The sequence below is a fragment of the Burkholderia sp. MBR-1 genome, assembly GCF_013822785.1.
GTDB lineage: Bacteria > Pseudomonadota > Gammaproteobacteria > Burkholderiales > Burkholderiaceae > Burkholderia > Burkholderia vietnamiensis.
Window position 1 is genome coordinate 739570 of sequence record NZ_CP053611.1, and the last position, 15474, is coordinate 755043.

Genomic DNA, 15474 nt, shown 5'->3' on the forward strand with positions numbered 1-15474 from the left:
CGGCCCCGCCGCCCCGAATGCGCGCATCGTCATGCCCCCTGCTGCGCCGCGTCGACGGCGTCGTGTCGGGCGCGCGCGCGGGACGGCACGGGCGCCGCGTCCTGACGCACGAAACTCTGCACCCGCAGCAGCCTGCGCACGTCGTGCGCGCGCGAGCGCGGGTCGAAGTCCTGCACGATGCCGGCGACCAGCGTCGAAGCCTGCGCGGTACGCCCGCGCTCGATCAGGTGATCGGCGAGATCCAGCGAGCTGCGCAGCGCCCACATCCCGGCGCCCTGCGCGTTCGCGGTCTCGATCGCCATCTGCAGATGACGCTGCCCGTCCGCCTCGCACGCGACCGAGAGGTCGGCGCCGACGGTACGCGCGTGCTCGAGCATCGCGACGCCGCGCACGCGCAGCAGTTCGGGGACGAACAGGTGCTCGCCGTGCGCGCGGCAGCGCGCGAGCGTCGCGTCGAGCAGCGCGCGCGCCTGCGCCGCGCGGCCGGTGCGCACCAGCCCTTCCGCATACGCGACGTTCAGCGGCGCGAGCAGCCTGCGGAACCCGCTCGCGTCGACACGCTGCAGCGCCGGCTCGAGCCGCGCGAGCCCCGCGCCCGGATGGCCGGCCTGGATGTCGAACTGGCCGGTCAGGCATTCCGCGTGGCTGCGCCAGATGTCGAAGCCGTGCGCAGCGGCGCTCGCGCGCAGCGTCGCGAGATAGTCCGACGTGATGTCGTGATCGCCGTAGCGCAGCGCGATCGGCACGGCGGCCGCGCCGAGCACGATGCACAGCGCGAGCGGCGAGCCCGCGCGGCGTGCGCACTCGACCGCCTGCGCGGCGAAGCGCATCGCCGCTTCCGGCTCGCCCTGCATCCACACGAGCCGCGTGAGCATGGTGCGCGCGAGCGTCGCCACGTCGACGCCGAGCGCCGCCTGCGCGCACGGCGGTTCGCCGGCGTCCGCGAGGCCGGCCGTGGCCGCCTCCAGCCGCTCGCGCGCCTGCGCGTGCTCGCCGAAATAGTGCAGCGAGGTCGCGACCATCGCATGCGCGAGCAAGCGCTGCGACGGGTCGCCGCGCCGCTCGGCCGCGCGCTCGAAGCGCATCGCGTAGCGCAGCGATTCGTGGATGTCGGACAGCGTCAGCATCGTGTTCCACAATCCGACCAGCGCGCGCGCGTCGAACGCGTCGTCGCCGCTGCGGGCCGCGAGGCCCAGCGTGCGGTCCCACATCGCGGCCGCGGCCAGCGCATCGCCGTCGGTGTGCAGCACCGCCGACGCGCATGCAGCGCGCAACCGCATCTCGCGGCCCGCGTCGAGCGGGGCGGCGGCGCCTGCGTCCAGCGCGTCGAGCAGCTGTCTCGCGTGCGCGGCGGACTCGCGCATCCGCGCGGGCTCCTGCAATGCGTGCGTCAACAGGTCCAGGTCGGGGTCGGGAATGGCGGCGGCCGGCGGCGCCGGGTCGGTCGTGGCTTGGGCTTGGGCTTGGGCTTGGGCTTGGGCTTGGGCTTGGGCTTCGGCTTCGGCTTCGGCTTCGGCTTCGGCTTCGGCTTCGGCCGCTGCCATGATCCGGGCTTGCGCGTGGGCCTGCGCATGGACTTGCGCATCCGCCCGCGCATCGTCCGCGTGCGCCGCGCGCCCGTCCGCGTCCGTGTCCGTGCCCGCTTCAGCGCCGACACCCACACGCGCCGGCGCATGTTCGCGCTCGTACAGCGCGTGGCGCGCGGCGATCCGCTCGAACTCGCCCTCGTTGTGCAGTTTCTCCAGCGCATAGGCGCGCGTCGACTCGGTAAGCCGGTAGCACACGTATGCGCCATGGAATTCGACGCTCACCAGCGATTTCGCGACCAGTTCGCCGAGCACCGCGATCGTGTCCGACGCCGACGTGTCGGGCTCCGCGGCGACCGCGCGCGCGGCATCGAACGAGAACGGCCCGATGAAGCAGCCCATCCGGCGAAACAGCGCACGCGCGGTCGGATCGAGCAGCACGTAGCTCCAGTCGAACGTGGCGCGCAGGGTCTGATGGCGCGGCAGCGACGACCGCAGGCCGCCGGTCAGCAGGTTCAGCCGGTCGTCCAGCCGCGACGCGACGACCGCGAGCCCGAGCGTCGCCACCCTTGCCGCGGCCAGCTCGATCGCGAGCGGCAGCCCGTCGAGGCGCCGGCAGATGTCGCCCATCAGCCGCACGGCCGCTTCGTCGATCGGGCACTCCGGCGCGGCGGCGCGTACGCGTTCCAGGAACAGCGCGACGGCCGAGCACCGGGCGATTTCGTCGAACGACGCATCGCTTGCCGGCACCGCGAGCGGGCTCATCCGCAGCACCGCTTCGGCCGAGATGTGCAGCGGCTCGCGGCTCGTGACCAGCACGCGCAGCGACCCGGCAACGGAGGTGAGGGTTTCGACGAGCTTCGCGACCAGATCGACGATGTGCTCGGCGTTGTCGAGCACGAGCAGGCTGCGCGACTCGGCGAACGCGGCGCCGACGCACTCGACGGCCGGTACGCCGTCGACGCCGAGCGCGAGTTCGGCCGCGATCGCGATCAGCATGTCGTCGTGCGTCGACGCGGCTGCGAGCTCGACGAACAGCACGCGCTCGCGTCCGTGGCAGCGCGCATCGTGCGCCACATGCGCGGCGAGGCTCGTCTTGCCGATGCCGCCCGCGCCCACGAGCGTGACGACCGGCGTGCGCGCCAGCATGGCGACGATCTGCGCGAGCTCGGCATCGCGCCCGACCAGCGGCGGGGTCGGCACGGCGTGGGAGGCGTCGGGCAGCGCGGCGAGATCGGGGGCTGCGGACTCCACGAGCGCAACGGATCCAGCGGGCGCAGCGGCCGCGGACATGCCCTGCCCAGGCTCGCCGCCCTCTGGGACGTCCGGCGCCGGCCCGGCCGCGGCCGACGCGCTCGCGACGAGCAGATAGCCGCGCCCGGGAACCGTCTTGATCAGATCGCGATTCGCGCCGAGCGCCTTGCGCAGCGTCGCGACGTGCACCTGCAGCCGGTTTTCCTCGACGATCAGGCCCGGCCAGACCGCATCCATGATGTCGTCCTTCGACACGACCGAACCGCTCGCGCGGTGCAGCACTTCGAGGATGTCGAGCGCACGCGCGCCGATGCGCAGCGACGCGCCGTGACGACGAATGTCCCGCTGCTCGAAATCGACCGACAAAGTACCGATCTGGATCATGGCCGCCTCCGGGTACCTCAGGATGACCGCCGCATGAGCGCGGCAGCTCACGCGGCAGGAAGTCGGAGCCCGGCGCGCGATCGCGCCGGGCGGGGAAATATCGAATTGACGGCCCAGTGTAAAAGGACGGCCGGCGGAAATCTTGAAGGAAAATGCGCTGCGCGGGTGCCGGCGCGCCGCTCGGCGCGGTCACTTGCGTGTCGGGCAGCGCCGCTATACTGTGCCGGGCCCCGCGCACACGTGCCCCGCGCGGGCGTTCGGGCGTGCGGCCGTCGCGCCCGCGCATCGAAAGTCAATCGTCAGGGTCGCGAGCGGACCTTTGTACAAATTCATTTTGAATGCACGCGTGCCCGTATAAACTCGACTCGTCGTAACGCGCCACGAGTCACTCGCAGGAAAACAATCCATGCCCGACCTCGTCATCGCAGCGCCGGACGCCCCGGTCGCGCCAACGCCGAAAGACACGCTCGGCTGCGCGGCAAGCCTGCTGTCGAAGGACATCGAAACGGCCGCCGGCGGCCTGAAGCTGCACCGCAAATGCATGCGCGAGGCGCACGTCGAGCATATCGACATGCCCGCATGCGATCGCGGCTTCCTGGTCGGCGTATCGCTGAACGGCGGCCACCGCCGCACGCTCTACGGGCGCGCGGGCGCGAGCGAGCGCCGGTTCCAGCAACACTCGATCTACATTCGCGACTTCTCGCGCCATTTCCGCGCCGACCTGTACGGTAATTTCGACTTCGTGCTGGTCGAGCTGCCGCCCGCGTATCTCGAACGCGTCGGCCGGGAGCATGGCGGCAGCGCGGTCGGCGGCCTGACCTCGCGGCCCGACGTGCGCGACCCGGTGCTCGGCCATCTCGCGCACGCCGTCGCCGACAGCCTCGACGCGCCCGGTCCGCTCGATGCGCTGTTCATCGAGCAGATCGGGCTGGCGATGGGCACCCATCTGCTGCGCCGCTACGGCGCTGCGCGCGTGCGCGACCTCGAGCGCAAGGGCGTGCTGTCGCCGGCAAAAGTGGCGCTCGCGAAGGAACTGCTGATGGAGAAGGCGAACCTCGGCGTGTCGATCGAGGAAGTCGCGAACGAATGCGACCTGTCGCGCGGCTATTTCATCCGCGCGTTCTCCCGCACCACCGGCCGCACGCCGCACCAGTGGCTGCTCGAACAGCGCGTGACGCGGGCGCGCCATCTGATCGAGACGTCCGACATGACGCTCGCCGAGATCGCCGCCGATTGCGGGTTCTCCGACCAGAGCCATCTGAACCGCGTGTTCCTGCGCGTGATCGGCCATCCGCCCGGCGCGTGGCGCCGCGCGCGCTCGCGCTGATCGCGTCGGCCTGGCAACGGCGTCGGCGCGCAGCGCGCCATGCGAGGCTCATGAAACAGTTCAACGTCGACAGCGTGGCCGAGCTGCTGCGCCTCGCGCCGTCGAAGCAGCGGGCCTGACGTTGCGCGAAGCCGTCAGGCGTGCGCGTCGCAGAATGCACGCGCACACCTCACAACCCTCCTCCCACCCCGCCCCTGAATCGTCCTGAAGATCGCCCACGCCGCCGCTGCGCCCCACGCAGCCGACGCTAGAATGCGAACCGCATGCAACGCGACGTTGCGACACGCACGAGGGCGACCCGATGGACAAATTCTCCGCGCTGCGCGCGTTCGTTGAAGTGGCCGAAGCCGGCGGTTTCTCGAGCGCCGGACGGCGTCTCGAACTCGCCGCTTCGTCGGTGGTGCGCGCAGTGGACGCGCTCGAGGCATCGCTAGGCACGGTGCTGTTCAACCGCACGACCCGGCAGGTCACGCTGTCCGATGCCGGCGTCGTCTACTACGCGCGGGCGAAGCGCGTGCTGGAGGAACTGGCCGATGCGGATGCGCTCGTCGCCGACCGCGGCAGCGAGCCGTCCGGGCCGCTGCGCGTGTCGGTGCCGGTCGCCTACGGGCTGCGCCGCATCGCGCCGCACGTCGCGGCGTTGCTCGCGCGCCATCCGAAGCTCGACATCGACCTGCAGCTCACCGACGAACGCGTCGACCTCGTGACGAGCCGGATCGACGTCGCGATCCGGCTCGGCGACGCGGCGCCGAGCGCAGACGTCGTCGCGCGCCCGCTCGGCACGTTCCGGCGCCACGTGGTCGCCAGCCCCGGCTACCTCGACGCGCACGGCACGCCGGCCACGCCCGGCGACCTGGTCGACCACGCGTGCCTGCGCTTTCACTTCGGCGTCGACCAGCAGGCGTGGACCTTCGTCGGCGCGCAGGGGACCACGCAGGTCGTCGTCGCCGGCCGGCTCAAATCGAATCACAGCGAAGTGCTGCGCGAAGCCGCGCTCGACGGCGCGGGCATCGCGCTGCTGCCCGACTGGCTGGTCGATGCGGACGTCGAGGCCGGCCGCCTGCGGCGTCTGTTCGACGACTACGACGTCACGCCCGGCGCCGCACGCGCGGTGATCACCGCGCTGTACCTGCCGAACCAGCGCGGCTCGAAGCGCGTCGCCGCGTTCATCGACTTCATCGCCGCGCTCGCCCGCGCGCCGGCATGACGCGTCCCGCGTCACACGTCGGCCGTCACGCGCGTCACCAGCCGAACTTCGCTTCCATGCCGACGTAGTCGGCATTGCGCGCGCCGAGCGCGCGAATCGACGAGCCGAGCTCGAAGTGCACGGCCTCGAGCGCGAGCGCGAGGTTCGCGTTGACCAGCCAGTCGACGCGCGCCTGCGCGTACATGCCGGTCCACGCGCCGCCCTTGCCCGCCGTGCCCGGCACGGCCGACATCCCCTGCCCGTAGATCGCGTCGGCCGTGGTCTGCCGCCACTGGAAGCCGACGGCCGTGAGCACCGTCACCGAGCTGGACGGCTTGAACGTCAGCGACGGCTTCACGTGGATCAGGTTGCTGTACCCCGTGTAACCGGCGAGCGTGAAGTAATAGCCGTTCGGAAACATCGGGTTGAACGTGCCGACGCGGTGGTCGCCCGGATGCGCGTCGCCCGACGCGCCGTCGACCTGGATGCCGACGCGCGGCGTGCCGGGCGTCTTCGCGAACGTATAGCCGCCCAGTGCGCCGAACGCCCACGCGCCGACCGTGTCCTGTCCGACGTGACCGGTCTGCAGCATCGCCTCGACGTCCCAGTCGAGCGAGTCGGCCTTGCCCGCGTAGCGCACGTCGAACACGTCGCGGCGCTCGGTGCCCGCCGCGTCGGCGAAGCGCGCGTTGTCGCGCGTATAGCGCGACCAGTACGCGGACAAGTCGCCGGGCCCCGTGCCGTTGCGCTCGACGCGCACGCCGTCGAAGCGCAGATGCCGGTTCGACACGTCGTCGAACGCCGCGTCGTCGCGGTACTGCACGGGCCGCGTCACATAGCCGATCAGCCGCCACTTGCCGATTTCGTAATCGGCCCACAGGCCGTCGTAGGCCTGCCGCACGTTCGGACCGTCGCGCACCGACACGAAGCGCTGCAAGTCGAACGCCATCTCCTGCCGGCCGATGCGCGTCTTGATCGTGCCGGGCCCCACCTGATCGACGTACGCGACGAACGCCTGTTCGAGATCGAGCTGATCCTTGTCGACCGGGCCGACCGTGTTCTTGCCGAACGGCCGCGCGTCGACGAACTGCACGAACGCCTGCAGATGGCCGCGATAGCGCAGGTCCGCATGGACGTTCGCGCGCTGGATCACGTAGTTGTCGTCGTGCGCCGCGCCCAGCCCGAACAGCGGCGCGTTGTTCAGCTCGAAGCGCTCGCGCAGGCTCGCGCCGAGCGACAGGTAGGTCGACGGGTCGTCGCCGAGCGGCACGTATTTCAGCGAGTCGAACGGCTTGCGCGGCACGCACGGGTTCGCGAGCACCGACCAGTCTTCCTGCCAGCGGTTGAACAGCACGACGGGCCGCTTCGCGGTACACGTCGCAGCGGCCGCGGCTGCGGGTGTCGCAGGGGGCGTGGCGGCCGGTGCGGCCGCCGGGGCCGTCGCGTCTGCCGCTTCGGCGCCGGCCGCCGCGCCCGCGTGCAACGCGACGCCGCCCGCCAGCACGACGCACGGCAGCGCGCCGCGCCACGCTCGGTTCATCGGGCGGCGCACGGTTATTTCGTCCGCGCGTGGATCTCGGCGACGTAGCCGCCGGGGAACTGCACCAGCGCCGCCTCGCGGCCGTCCGATGCGAACGGCGGCACGAGCACGGTCACGCCGGCCGCTTCGGCCTTCTTCAGCGTCGCGGCGAGATCAGTCACTTCGTAGCCGGTCATCTCGCGGCCGAACGGATAGGGCAGATGGCCGTCGGTCGCCAGCACGGTCATCTTGCCGAAGCCCGATTCGATCCGGATGCGGCGATACGTGTCGTTCGGCCGGCCGATCTCGACGCCCGGCGCATGGCGCACGTCCGACACGATCTTGCCGTGCGAGAACGCGACGAAGTCGCGCGCGAGCTTGCTCGCGCTTTGCGGCGACACGTACACGCGATTCTCCGGCACCGTCTGCAACGGGTCGTAGTTCGGCGCCTGCGTGTGCCAGTAGAGCTGCATGTTCACGCCGCCCGGCCAGCGGACGATCGCGTCGCGCCCGATCGGATCGGGGAACGTCGCGACGATGACGTCGGCGCCGTGCGCGCGCGCCGACTTCACCGCCACGTCGATGTCGCTGACCAGATAGCCGGTGCGCTCGTCGCAGAACGGATACGGGATCGGCGTCTTGAAGCCGAACACCGAGATCGTGCCGACCGGCGTCAGCACGAGTTGCGACATCGTCTGGCTCGGCGTCGGCGTGACCTGGAACACGCCCTGCTGCGATTTCTTGCCGCCGAAGGTCGCGACGAAGCTGTCGGTGAAGCGGTCGAAGTCTTCCGGCGCCACGCACACATGGGTCGTGTCGTACTGCGGGCCTACGGCGACGGCCGGCAGGCGCGTCGAGGCGGCCGGCGACGCGATGTCGTCGAGATGGGTTTCGTCGGCATGGGCGGGCGCGCCGACCAGCAGCGCGGCGAGTACGGCCGACGCCGCGGCGGTCGAGCGCAGCATGCTGCGCAGATTCAGTGAACTCATCGGGTTTCTCCTTGATGGTGACGCGCGGGGCGTGGCGCCGCGCGCGGATTCGGATTCAGCGGGATGCGGGCCGCGCGTCGCGGCGGCCCGCGCGACAGGCAAGAAACACCAGCACCGCCAGCGGCAGCGCGAGTGCCCAGAATCCCGCATACAGATACGCGGTCGCACCGGCGCCCGCGCCGAGCGCAAAACCGGCGACCGGCGGCAGCGTGCGCCGCAACCGGGCGCGGGCGGCTTCCCGCTCCGCGGGCGCGGCGATCGGCACGAGCCAGTCGAATGCGTCGATGACGGCCTGCGTGACGTTGCCGGTCATCACGGTGTTCGCCACCACCGAGCGCGCGGTCAGCCGGCCGTGGGCGTTCTGCACGCCCATCGCCGCGGCGCCGAGCAGCCCGCAGAGGATCGTCGCGGGCGCATCGGCGCTCGCGATCGGCGACGCCGCCACCCCGGCCAGCATGAAGCCGGTCAGCAGGATCGCCTGCATCGCATACAGCGAGCACGCGCGCGGGCCGTGGCCGCGCACGCGCATCCGGTGATCGAGCAGGCGGGCGGCGACGATCCCGGCGATGAACGCGGGAAACGCGAGCCACTTGATCACGAGGCCCTGCCCGACGCCCGCGATGCCGGAGCCGATCAGGATGAAGTTGCCGGTGACGTGCGCGGTGAACAGCCCGAACAGCGCGACGAAGCCGAGCGTGTCGACGTAGCCCGCGATCGACGCGAGCATCACGTCCTCGCCGGCCACGTGATCGGGCGCGCTCGCGCCGCTTGCCGCTAGCTGGCCGGCTGGCATGACGCACCTTCCTTCATGTTCTGCGGCGCGCGCATCGGCGCGGCCATCAAGGGAAGCGCGGGCTCGCCCGCGACGATGACGATGTCGAGCGGCCCGGCGGGCGGGAGCGACGACGGCACGAGCGACGGCACGCGCGCCAGGTGGTACGGCGGGCCGGCTGCGATGCCGGCTCCCAGCGAGATCAGATGAGGCATGGTCCGTTTCGGTTGCGGCGCACGGGCCGGCGCCGGGCGGCGTCCGATGCGTGCGGCGATCACGGAGCAGCCTAAGGAACGCCATCCTTAAAGTCATGGCGGCGAACTTAAATCTTCTGAATCCGGCGGCCGGCTCGCCTTGCTATTTTTCGACCGATAAGTGCAGAATGGGCGCCACTCAGGAGCCGATGGATGACCGAAACCAAGCGCAAAGCAGCGTCCCGCCCGAGCCGGACGGCGGCCGCCGAACCGGCCGCCACGCCGGGCCGCCGCCTCACGCCGGAGGCTCGCGAGCGGCAGATCGTCGAAAAGGCGGTCGAACACTTCGCGACGCACGGCTTTTCCGGCAGCACGCGCGAGCTGGCGCGGCAGATCGGCGTCACGCAGCCGTTGCTGTACCGCTACTTCCCGAGCAAGGAAGCGCTGATCGATCGCGTGTACGACGAGGTCTACACGTGGAATCCCGATTGGGAAAAACTGATCGCCGACCGGACGATTCCGCTGCAACAGCGGCTCGTCGCGTTCTATCGTTCGTACGCGCAGACGATCCTGCGGCGCGCATGGATCCGCACCTTCATCTTCGCCGGCCTGAGCCGCGAAGGGTTCAATACGCGCTATCTGTCGCGGCTGCGCGAGCGCGTGTTCCTGCCCGTGCTGCGCGAGCTGCGCCATGAATACGACATCCCGACGCCGGCGTCCGACGCGCAGCGCAATGCGGAGATCGAGCTGGTGTGGAGCCTGCACGCGAGCATCTTCTATCTCGGCGTGCGCAAATGGGTGTACGGGCTGCCGGTGCCCGACGACGTCGACGCCGAGATCGAGCGGCAGATCGACGCGTTCCTGAACGGCACGCCGGCCGCGCTGAAGCGCGTGGCGGCGGACACGCCGCCGACGACGACTACACCCGCCCCAACGCCCACGCCCACGCCCACGCCCGCGCCCACACCCACACCGCGCCGCAAGCGCGGGTAGCGCAAACCCCGCCCGCCGTCCGAGCGCTTCAGAACGATTCAACTCGCGCACGCCCATCCTGCCCTAAGCTCGGTGCGATATCGGCGCTACGCCGCAGCGCGCGGCCGCCCGCCGTGCGCATGGATCTTCGTCGGGAGCACACATCATGGAACGCGCATCGGGCCGCAAGGCCGTCATCGTCGGCGGATCGGTCGGCGGCCTGTTCGCCGCGACTGCGCTACGCGCGCGCGGCTGGCACGTCCGCGTGTTCGAGCAATCGGCGCGCGAGCTCGACAGCCGCGGCGGCGGCATCGTGCTGCAACCGCCGATCGAGCGCGCGTTCGCGTTCGGCGGCGTCGCGCTGCCCGCCAACGCGGGCGTCGATTCGATCGAGCGCATCTACGTCGACGCGCAGGATCACGTCGTGCAACGCCTGACCATGCCGCAAACGCAAACCGGATGGAACGTGATCTATACGGCGCTGAAGCACGCGCTGCCGGACGACGTGATCCATGCCGGCGACGCGTTCGAGCGGTTCCAGCAGGACGGCGACCGGGTCGTCGCGCATTTCGCGAGTGGCCGCGTCGAGACGGCCGATCTGCTGATCGGCGCCGACGGCGCGCGCTCGACGGTGCGCGCGCAATTGCTGCCGGACGTGCGGCCCGCGTATGCCGGCTACGTCGCGTGGCGCGGACTCGTCGACGAACACGCGCTGCCCGAGCAGGTGCTGTACCTGCTGCGCGAGCGCTTCACGTTCCAGCAAGGCGGCGCGCACCTGTTCCTGACCTATCTGGTGCCCGGCGCGGACGGTGCGATCGAACCCGGCAAGCGGCGCGTGAACTGGGTCTGGTATCGCCGTCTCGCGCCGGAGCGGCTGACGTCGCTGTTCCTGACCCGCGACGGCACGCAGCGCGACGGGTCGCTGCCGCCGGGCGCGATGCGCGACGACAACCGCGCCGAACTCGTGGACGCCGCCGACCGCATGCTCGCGCCGACGCTCGCCACGCTCGTCGACACGACACCGGCCCCGTTCGCGCAGGCGATCTACGATCTGGCCGTCGAGCGCATGGCGTTCGGCCGCACCGTGCTGCTCGGCGATGCCGCGTGCGTCGTGCGCCCGCACACCGCGGCGGGCGTCGCGAAGGCGGCGGACAACGCGGTCGCGCTCGCCGCGGCACTGCACGACGTCGCGCCGGGCGCGGCGTTCGACGCCGCACTCGCGGCCTGGGATGCCGATCAGCGCGCGGCGAGCGCGCTGGTGTCCGCGCGCGGCATCGCGCTCGGCGCGCGCTTGATGGGCGCCGCCTGAGCATGCGCGACCCGAGCCTCGCCCGTCGCAGCCGAGCCCGAGCCCATGCCCGCGACCGCACGCTCGGGCGTCGCGTCGTGCTGCGGATTCAACGCGGCGAGCACGCTGGCGCGTCCGCCGTCGTCGTCGGGCAATTGCGGCTGGCCGCGCGCGAACGCCGGTGCGACGGCGGCCGCGAGCGCTGCGGCGAGCGCCAGCGCCGTCACGCGCGCCACGACCACACGGGCCTTCACAACGCACTCCCCGTCGACCCGGACTGCGCCGCCGCGGCGCTCTGCGTGTGCTGCTCGCCATGCCCGAGCGCATACAGCTCGCGGTTGCGCTCGATCGTCGGCGCGCTCGGCGGGTAATCCCAGCGCGACGTCGGCACCGTGCCGTCACGCTGGGCCTGGACCAATTCGGCGAGCACGTCGGCGCGGGTCAGGCCCGCCGAGGCGCTCTGGGCGAACGCGGCCACCGGCGTGCCGATGGTGAGCGCGAGCAAGGCGGCTGCAATCATCCTGCGGTTCATGATGGAACTCCCGGAAACGATTCGATGAAGACGCATCGTCGATGCGCCGCCGGCACGAGCCCCGATGCGACTCGCTGCCTGACGTCTTCATTCTGGCGATCGCGGTGCACGCGACGCTGACCGGAACATGACAAATTCGTCATCCGCCGCCGCCGCACGCGGATGACGGTTTCGTAATCTTCGCGACAGGCTCGGGTCAACGCCGCGCCGGCAGACTGCATGCTCGCCGCATCGAACGCGGCATCCGTGCCCTGCTTCGAGGAACAACATCATGTGGATCGTCCGGCTCGCATTGCGCAGGCCCTATACGTTCGTCGTGCTCGCGCTGCTGATCTTCATCGCGGGGCCGCTTGCGCTGCTGCGCATGCCGACCGACATCTTTCCGAACATCGACATCCCGGTCGTCAGCATCGTCTGGTCGTACAACGGCTTCTCCGCCGAAGACATGGCCAAGCGCATCACGTCGAACTACGAGCGCGCGCTCACGTCCGACGTCGACGACATCGAGCACATCGAATCGCAGTCGCTGAACGGCGTGTCGGTCGTGAAGGTGTTCTTCCACCCCGGCGCGGACATCAATCGCGCGATCGCGGAAGCCGCCAGCAACGCCGCGTCGATCCTGCGCATCCTGCCGCCCGGCACGCTGCCGCCGAACATCATCACGTACAACGCGTCGACGGTGCCGATCCTGCAGCTCGGGCTGTCGAGCGACACGCTCGCCGAACAGCAGCTGTACGACCTCGGCAACAGCTTCATCCGCACGCAGCTCGCAACCGTCCAGGGCGCGGCCGTGCCGCTGCCGTACGGCGGCAAGATCCGCCAGATCGTCGTCGATCTCGACACGCGCGCGCTGCAGGCGAAGGGGCTCGCGCCGATCGACGTGGTGAACGCGATCAACGCGCAGAACCTGATCCTGCCGGGCGGCACCGCGAAGATCGGCACGCACGAGTACGACGTGCAGCTGAACGGCAGCACGCAGACGGTGGTCGCGCTGAACGACCTGCCGGTGAAGACGATCGGCGGCAGCGTCGTCTATGTGCGCGACGTCGCCCACGTGCGCGACGGCTACGCGCCGCAGACCAACATCGTGCGCGCCGACGGCAAGCGCGCGGCGCTGCTGACCGTCGAGAAGACCGGCGGCGCATCGACGCTGACGATCATCGACCAGGTGAAGGCGATGCTGCCGAAGATCGCGGCCGGGCTGCCGAAGGCGCTGCACATTGCGGCGCTCGACGACCAGTCGGTGTTCGTGAAGTCCGCGATCCAGGGCGTCGTGCGCGAGGCGCTGATCGCCGCGTGCCTGACCGCGCTGATGATCCTGCTGTTCCTCGGCAGCTGGCGCGCGACGCTGATCATCGCGGTGTCGATTCCGCTCGCGGTGCTGACGTCGCTGCTCGCGCTCGGCGCGCTCGGCCAGACCATCAACATCATGACGCTCGGCGGGCTCGCGCTGGCGGTCGGCATACTCGTCGACGACGCGACCGTCGCGATCGAGAACATCACGCATCACCTCGAACGCGGCGAGCCGCTCGAAGACGCGATCCTCACCGGCGCCGGCGAGATCGCGGTGCCGACCTTCGTGTCGACGCTGTCGATCTGCATCGTGTTCGTGCCGATGTTCCTGTTGACGGGCGTCGCGCGCTACCTGTTCGTGCCGATGGCCGAGGCGGTGATCTTCGCGATGGTCGCGTCGTACTTCTTCTCGCGCACGCTGGTGCCGACGCTCGCGATGGTGCTGATGCGCGCGAAGGGCCAGGGCCGCCCGCCGCGCGGCGTGTTCGCGCGTATCGCCGGCCTGCAGGCCGCGTTCGAACGCCGCTTCGACGCGATCCGGCTCGGCTATCGCGCGCTGCTCGCCGCGGCGATCGCGCACCGGCGCCGCTTCGCGGCCGCGTTCGTGCTCGCGTGCGTGGCGTCCACGGGCCTGTTCGCGTTCGCCGGCCAGGACTTCTTCCCGGCGATCGACACCGGCGAAATCCGCCTGCATCTGCGCGCGCCGACCGGCACGCGGATCGAGCAGACCGCACGGCTGACCGACGAAGTCGAGGCCAAGGTGCGCAGCGTGATTCCGGCGCGCGAACTGGCCGGCATGCTCGACAACATCGGCGTGCCGGTGAGCGGGATCAACCTCACCTACGACTCGTCCGACCCGATCGGCACCGAGGACGCCGACGTGATGATCACGCTGAAGCCGGGCCACGCGCCGACCACCGCGTACGTCGCCCGGCTGCGCAACCTGCTCGCGCAGTCGTTCCCCGGCGTGACGTTCGCGTTCCTGCCGGCCGACATCGTGAGCCAGATCCTCAATTTCGGGCTGCCCGCGCCGGTCGATATCCAGATCGTCGGCAACAAGCTGGATCAGAACCGCGCGGTCGCGAACGCGCTGCTCGCGAAACTGCGCGGCGTGCGCGGTTTGGTCGACGCGCGCATCCAGCAGCCCGGCGACGAGCCGGCGATCGACGTGAACGTGGACCGCACCAAGGCGATCGAGGCCGGGCTCCAGCAGCGCGACGTCGCGCAGAACCTTTTGATCGCGCTGTCCGGCAGCTCGCAGACGACGCCGAACTTCTGGCTCGATCCGCGCAACGGCGTGAGCTACCCCGTGCTCGTGCAGACGCCGCAGTACACGATCGATTCGCTGCAAGCGCTCGCGAACGTGCCGTTGCCGACCAGCGGCGCGCCGTCGCCGCAGCGCCCGGCCGGCGGCCCGGCGGCCGGTGCGCCCGCGCAAAACCTGCTCGGCACGCTCGGCAGCTTCTCGCGCACGACGCAGCAGGCGGTCGTGTCGCACTACAACGTGCAGCCGGTGCTCGACATTTTCGCGTCGGTGCAGGGGCGCGACCTCGGCGCGGTCACGGCCGACGTGACGAAGCTCGTCGACGACGCGCGCGCGCAGCTGCCGCCCGGCTCGTCGATCGTGCTGCGCGGCCAGGTGCAGGCGATGCACGAGTCGTTCGCCGGGCTGCTCGGCGGTCTCGCGCTCGCGATCGCGCTGGTCTACCTGCTGATGGTCGTCAATTTCCAGTCGTGGCTCGATCCGCTCGTGATCGTCGGCGGCCTGCCGGCGTCGCTGGCCGGCATCGCGTGGATGCTGTTCGTGACGCGCACGACGCTGTCGGTGCCGGCGTTGACCGGGACGATCCTGTGCATCGGCATCGCGACCGCGAACAGCATCCTCGTCGTCAATGCGGCGCGCGAGCTGCTCGCCGGCGGCGCATCGCCGTGGCAGGCCGCGCTCGACGCCGGCTTCAGCCGCTTCCGTCCGGTCGTGATGACCGCGCTCGCGATGCTGATCGGGATGCTGCCGATGGCGCTCGGCCTCGGCGACGGCGGCGAGCAGAACGCGCCGCTCGGCCGCGCGGTGATCGGCGGGCTCGCGTTCGGCACGCTGTCGACGCTGCTGTTCGTGCCGGTCGTGTTCGGCTTCGTGCACGCGTGGCTCGAGCGGCGTCGCGACGCGGCGGGCGCGCGTGGTGCGTCCGATATGCGCAGTGCGCCCGGTGCGCCCGATACGCCGGCGCTGCGTTGAGC

12 protein-coding genes are annotated in these 15474 nt (G+C 70.9%); 5 read left to right on the forward strand and 7 right to left on the reverse strand.

Translation table 11 applies throughout. The features are described from left to right. Positions 1 to 29: 29 nt before the first annotated feature. Positions 30 to 3164: an ATP-binding protein gene (locus tag MBR110_RS27785; RefSeq protein ID WP_181709551.1), complete on the reverse strand. Its 3135-nt coding sequence runs from the start codon at positions 3162 to 3164 to the stop codon at positions 30 to 32. A 406-nt stretch (positions 3165 to 3570) separates the two neighbouring features. Here MBR110_RS27785 and MBR110_RS27790 point away from each other — a divergent pair, with 406 nt between their 5' ends. Continuing rightward, positions 3571 to 4491, forward strand: coding sequence for a helix-turn-helix domain-containing protein (locus MBR110_RS27790; protein ID WP_011880448.1), 921 nt, complete (start codon positions 3571 to 3573; stop codon positions 4489 to 4491). Between the two features lie 301 nt (positions 4492 to 4792). Then, positions 4793 to 5698 carry a LysR family transcriptional regulator gene (locus MBR110_RS27795; RefSeq protein ID WP_014726112.1) on the forward strand — a complete coding sequence of 302 codons (906 nt, stop codon included), beginning with the start codon at positions 4793 to 4795 and terminating at the stop codon, positions 5696 to 5698. A 34-nt stretch (positions 5699 to 5732) separates the two neighbouring features. Here MBR110_RS27795 and MBR110_RS27800 read toward each other — a convergent pair whose 3' ends face one another. The 4 genes from MBR110_RS27800 to MBR110_RS27815 are packed head-to-tail and all read right to left on the reverse strand — an operon-like array spanning position 5733 to position 9172. Further along, positions 5733 to 7217 (reverse strand): alginate export family protein, encoded by a 1485-nt coding sequence (locus tag MBR110_RS27800; protein ID WP_034193671.1) that lies wholly within the window; start codon positions 7215 to 7217, stop codon positions 5733 to 5735. Between the two features lie 14 nt (positions 7218 to 7231). Then, complete coding sequence (locus tag MBR110_RS27805; RefSeq protein WP_011880451.1) at positions 7232 to 8185, reverse strand: lactoylglutathione lyase; 954 nt, start codon at positions 8183 to 8185, stop codon at positions 7232 to 7234. Between the two features lie 55 nt (positions 8186 to 8240). After that, positions 8241 to 8978 (reverse strand): YoaK family protein, encoded by a 738-nt coding sequence (locus MBR110_RS27810; RefSeq protein ID WP_034193615.1) that lies wholly within the window; start codon positions 8976 to 8978, stop codon positions 8241 to 8243. Further along, positions 8960 to 9172, reverse strand: a complete 213-nt coding sequence (locus MBR110_RS27815) for a hypothetical protein (RefSeq protein WP_051974428.1) — start codon at positions 9170 to 9172, stop codon at positions 8960 to 8962. Before MBR110_RS27815 ends, MBR110_RS27810 begins: the two co-directional genes overlap by 19 nt. 192 nt (positions 9173 to 9364) lie before the next feature. Here MBR110_RS27815 and MBR110_RS27820 point away from each other — a divergent pair, with 192 nt between their 5' ends. Together MBR110_RS27820 and MBR110_RS27825 are read left to right on the forward strand one after the other, a co-directional pair. Beyond that, positions 9365 to 10144: a TetR/AcrR family transcriptional regulator gene (locus tag MBR110_RS27820; RefSeq protein WP_181709552.1), complete on the forward strand. Its 780-nt coding sequence runs from the start codon at positions 9365 to 9367 to the stop codon at positions 10142 to 10144. 145 nt (positions 10145 to 10289) lie between these two features. Continuing rightward, positions 10290 to 11432: an FAD binding domain-containing protein gene (locus MBR110_RS27825; RefSeq protein ID WP_181709553.1), complete on the forward strand. Its 1143-nt coding sequence runs from the start codon at positions 10290 to 10292 to the stop codon at positions 11430 to 11432. On the opposite strand, the gene MBR110_RS27830 is transcribed toward MBR110_RS27825, so the two are convergent. Both MBR110_RS27830 and MBR110_RS27835 read right to left on the reverse strand, forming a co-directional pair. Next, positions 11360 to 11665: a hypothetical protein gene (locus MBR110_RS27830; protein WP_034193619.1), complete on the reverse strand. Its 306-nt coding sequence runs from the start codon at positions 11663 to 11665 to the stop codon at positions 11360 to 11362. The genes MBR110_RS27825 and MBR110_RS27830 overlap by 73 nt on opposite strands. Beyond that, complete coding sequence (locus tag MBR110_RS27835; protein WP_034193620.1) at positions 11662 to 11943, reverse strand: DUF4148 domain-containing protein; 282 nt, start codon at positions 11941 to 11943, stop codon at positions 11662 to 11664. Before MBR110_RS27835 ends, MBR110_RS27830 begins: the two co-directional genes overlap by 4 nt. A gap of 271 nt (positions 11944 to 12214) precedes the next feature. On the opposite strand from MBR110_RS27835, the gene MBR110_RS27840 reads away from it, so the two are divergent. Further along, positions 12215 to 15472, forward strand: coding sequence for an efflux RND transporter permease subunit (locus MBR110_RS27840; protein WP_181709554.1), 3258 nt, complete (start codon positions 12215 to 12217; stop codon positions 15470 to 15472). Positions 15473 to 15474: the final 2 nt, after the last annotated feature.